The following is a 3,573-nucleotide window of genomic DNA, read 5'->3' as shown; positions in this document are numbered from 1 at the left end:
AACATCGTTCGATTGCTGGTTTTTTAGCAGGCGTATTTTCTTCACTATGTGCGTATCAACTTTGCCAAAAGAATAAGCCTAAAATTCATGTGATTAAATCTTTGGCTTATCCGTAACTGGGGTTATTTTAGTATTCAAATTGAGCAACAATAACTTTAAGAGTGTACAAAATTAATACTGTTTTCTTGTGCCTAAGTCCTTTATATTTTAAGTGAAAAGAATAATTTTTAGGCAGTTTAAAGCCTAGCATAATTCAACAACACACTTCACCACTCATAAGAAAACTGGGGGCAAGTATGTCAGGATGGTTTGAGATTTCACAAGCAAGCAATGGTCAGTACCGCTTTGTACTTAAAGCTGGGAATGGCGAAATTATCTTAACCAGTGAACAGTATAAGGCGAAAGCATCGGCAAAAAATGGCATCGCTTCGGTACAAAAGAACAGTCAGGATGATGGGCGTTATGATCGACTGACATCTAAGAATGATAAGCCGTATTTTAATTTAAAAGCTGCCAACCATCAGATTATTGGTACGAGTCAGCTCTATACTTCTGAACAATCACGTGACAAAGGAATTGAGTCAGTGAAAACCAATGGCGCAAGCACCACGGTCAAGGATTTAACGCAGGAATCGTAATTTTTTACATTAAATCTTGATGTTCAATTGCATTAGAAAAGCATGCTCTGGCGTGCTTTTTTATTGAGCTGAGTAGGCAAGGTGCTAAATTTAGCTTTGATTGAGCCGTTGAATTATAGATGACCATTTCAGGAGTTGCGAAGATTATGAATTTCAGATGTTATCTAAAAATATTGCTGGCGATCAGTGGTTTATTCGGTAGTGTTGGTATTTTTGCAGCACCGATCACTGCTGAAAAAACGATTGCTTCAAGCCAGTCGACTGCTTTGCAAGGACTGTATTTTCAGCATCAAGATTGGGAGTTGGCCTGTGATAATACAGGAACCTGCCGTGCCGCAGGCTACCAAAGCGATGATGATTTTGAACAACCGATCAGTATGTTATTGACCCGTCAAGCAGGTGCAAAGAGTGCTGTACAAGGGCAATTGCAAATTCAAGAAGATATTGCTCAAGCGACTTTATTTTTAAATGGACGCACTTTGCAACAATTAAACTTTCATGAAAGTATCGCCAATTTATCTGCTGCCAGTGTGCAAAAGCTGTTGGCGCAGGCGCGTCAGCATGTCGTGATCGAGTTAAAACATGGTCAACAACGCTGGAAATTGTCTGATGCAGGCATGAGTGCAGTGTTGCTAAAAATGGATGAATTTCAAAAACGTGTGGGTACAGACTCCGCAATATTGGCAAAAGGCAATCAAGCATCCACGCAGGTCTTAAAAGCGCAAGCGATGCCTAAAATTAACATTCTCATGCAGCCTCAACACCGAACCGCCAAAGCACAGGTGCTTACCGCGGCCAGTGCAGAAAAGTTATATCCAATTTTACAAAAAACCGTAGATCGTGAAGATTGTTATATGCTATTTGAACCTGAACAAGCAGAACAGCAGATTCATACTTATCCCTTAAATCAAGATAGCGTGTTGGTTGAGGCAAGCTGTTGGCGAGGGGCTTATAATTGGGGTGTGGCTTATTGGGTTATGGATAAAAAACTGCAAAAGATACAGCAATTTGTAACTGATTCTGCTTCAGAATTTAGCAATGGACAGATTTTTGCCTATCAAAAAGGGCGTGGAATTGGCGATTGTTTCAGTCAAATTGAGTGGGCGTGGAATGGTCAGCAGTTTGTCAAAAGCTATCAATTCGATGCAGGACAATGCAAAGGTTTTGCAGGCAGTGCATGGGAAATGCCAAGCTTTGTCAGCAAGGTTGAATAGCCGATATTCACTAGGGGCTTTTGACATTTCATAAATGGCTTGCGCTGTAGGCTAAAACTGAGCAGATCAGGCATGAAACGCAAGTAATAGCGAGACTATTGCTAAGTTTCATAACACAATCTGAGAAAGTTTTAGCCACAGCCTTTCAGGGCGAGCATATTTTTTGCTGCTATTGCGTTATGTGCCAGTCATTTAGAATGACTAAATTTCCTGTCCCATGCCTTATATCAGCTAAAAAATATGCATCGCCGCAAACATAGACGAATTGTCAGCAGACCCTAATAAAAGCTGAAATTTTTTAGATGAGGCTTGAGTTTGATGGATTCAATGTTTAAGTCGTGTGCGCGACTAATTTTTCAATGATTTCATCCAGCTTTTTCAGACGCTTGATTTCATCCCACAAAGCTTTGGCTTCGGGATAATGTTTCGACATCATGCCGAGCCATTGTTTATAACGTCCCAGCATCCCAATTTCTGTTTTGGCAGGGCCGTGAATAAAGCGAATTTGTAGTTGCAGCAAATCTTGCCAACTCAGCAAAGGCAGGTCTGAATTTTGACGAATACATTGGGTCAAATCTGGGGTGGTGACCGCACCACGACCAATCATCAAATCTTCACAGCCCGATTCTAACTGGCATTGTTTGGCATCGGCATTGTTCCAAATTTCACCATTGGCGATGACGTTAATCTTCAAGGCTTCACGAATAGGACGTAGCTGATCCCAAAATGCGGGAGGCGTATAGCCATCGGCTTTGGTACGTGCATGTACTGTAACCCATGCTGCGCCTGCATCTTCAATGGCGTGCGCATTTTCTAGCATGAAGTTCCGATCCATATAGCCTAGACGCATTTTGGCGGAAACTGGAATATGAGCAGGAACGGCATCGCGAACCGCTTTAACCAGTTCATATACTACTTCGGGTTCATCGAGTAAAACTGAACCGCCACGATGCCGATTGACTGTTTTGGCAGGGCAGCCAAAGTTCATATCAATTGCAGGTGCACCCATAGCCGCAACTTTGGCTGCATTGGCGGCTAACATTTCAGGATTATTCCCCAAAAACTGAACATGCACAGGCGTACCTGCCGCAGTTTTGCCATTGGTGAGTAGTTCTGGGCAATAGGTGTGGTAGATATGGTCTGGCAAAATGCTGTCTGTGACCCGAATAAACTCTGTTACACACCAGTCAAAACTGCCTACAGACGTGATTACATCACGCATGATGGGGTCGGTTAAGCCTTCCATGGGTGCAAGAATCAGTTTCACAAGATGCTGCCAGTTCAAACAAAAGTGGAGTTATACGTTTTTTTCTGTGGGTTGTCTAGGAAAAGGGTTTTGAATTGAAGTGGTTGTAGCTAAGGTTCTGGTATTTAAGCTGTTTTATTTGATATGGAAATAACGAGAGTGTAAATAATTTTGTGTAATTGCTTTTAATTAAAAGTAAAGGTGATTGCTTAGGTGGTCACCGAATTCAGTGATAAAGCGACTCACGGCTAAACGGTATAGATAAAACTTACTCAGATACGTTTTTCACGATTTTAAACTTCTGCAATATTATAATTTTTTAGACGTTTTCTCAAACTTTCCACCAATTAAGCTGTCATTAAAAAGTAAACATGTATTCTTTTCCGAATTGGTTTGATACTCTCTCCACCCATTGCTCTATTTTATCAGCTGTCATGACTTGAAAATCTCGCCAATAATATTTCATCTGCTTCCA

Annotated in this window: 3 protein-coding genes and 2 pseudogenes; 3 read left to right on the top strand and 2 right to left on the bottom strand. The window is 41.3% G+C overall.

Annotated elements, in window-relative coordinates; translation table 11 throughout:
- From FTV43_RS14755 to FTV43_RS14745, 3 genes and pseudogenes are all read left to right on the top strand, one after another.
- Positions 1–116, top strand: a pseudogene (locus FTV43_RS14755) (IS982 family transposase); the annotation flags it as partial.
- A gap of 180 nt (positions 117–296) precedes the next feature.
- On the top strand, positions 297–638 hold the full coding sequence (locus tag FTV43_RS14750; protein ID WP_004972386.1) for a YegP family protein: 342 nt from the start codon (positions 297–299) through the stop codon (positions 636–638).
- 146 nt (positions 639–784) lie between these two features.
- Positions 785–1,852 (top strand): DUF1176 domain-containing protein, encoded by a 1,068-nt coding sequence (locus tag FTV43_RS14745; RefSeq protein ID WP_179995780.1) that lies wholly within the window; start codon positions 785–787, stop codon positions 1,850–1,852.
- 331 nt (positions 1,853–2,183) lie between these two features.
- Here FTV43_RS14745 and FTV43_RS14740 read toward each other — a convergent pair whose 3' ends face one another.
- Entirely contained in the window at positions 2,184–3,119 is a 936-nt protein-coding gene (locus tag FTV43_RS14740; RefSeq protein ID WP_026438289.1) for a tRNA-dihydrouridine synthase, read from the bottom strand.
- Positions 3,120–3,456: 337 nt separating this feature from the next.
- Positions 3,457–3,573: pseudogene (locus FTV43_RS14735) on the bottom strand (transposase); the annotation flags it as partial.

Source organism: Acinetobacter sp. YH16053, from assembly GCF_013417035.1.
GTDB lineage: Bacteria > Pseudomonadota > Gammaproteobacteria > Pseudomonadales > Moraxellaceae > Acinetobacter > Acinetobacter towneri.
This window is presented reverse-complemented; position numbering and strand designations above follow the sequence as displayed.